The sequence below is a fragment of the Komagataeibacter melaceti genome, from assembly GCF_003403295.1.
Taxonomy (GTDB): Bacteria; Pseudomonadota; Alphaproteobacteria; order Acetobacterales; family Acetobacteraceae; genus Komagataeibacter; species Komagataeibacter melaceti.
This window is the reverse complement of sequence record NZ_QUWV01000017.1, coordinates 1-283: the sequence shown is the minus strand read 5'-3', so window position 1 is coordinate 283 and position 283 is coordinate 1. Positions and strand designations below refer to the sequence as shown.

General features: G+C 60.8%; 1 protein-coding gene. It reads right to left on the bottom strand.

Going from position 1 to position 283, the window contains the following annotated elements; translation table 11 throughout:
- Positions 1-4 precede the first annotated feature (4 nt).
- A partial coding sequence (locus DY926_RS17665) for a hypothetical protein (protein ID WP_116701880.1) occupies positions 5-283 on the bottom strand: 279 nt, incomplete at its 5' end.

Below are 283 nucleotides of genomic sequence, written 5' to 3'. Positions count from 1 at the left end.
CTGATCAGGCCTCCACAAGTTCGAAAGGCGTCAGTTCGGACGCGCCAGTCCACGGGCTGCGGCGCTGGATCACTTCCACTCCCCGCACTATCCCGTAATAACCGTGTTTCCTGTAATGCCGCAGGCGCTCCGGCGTAATGCGCGGTCGTGCAACGCGCGTCCGGAAATCAACCAATGCCGCGGCCTCATCTGCGTAAGGGCCATGCCATTCGCGCGCGTTGACAGGAAAGATACCAGGTGTGCGGATCAGAACACCGTCACGGACAGTGGCAATCTCAAGGCG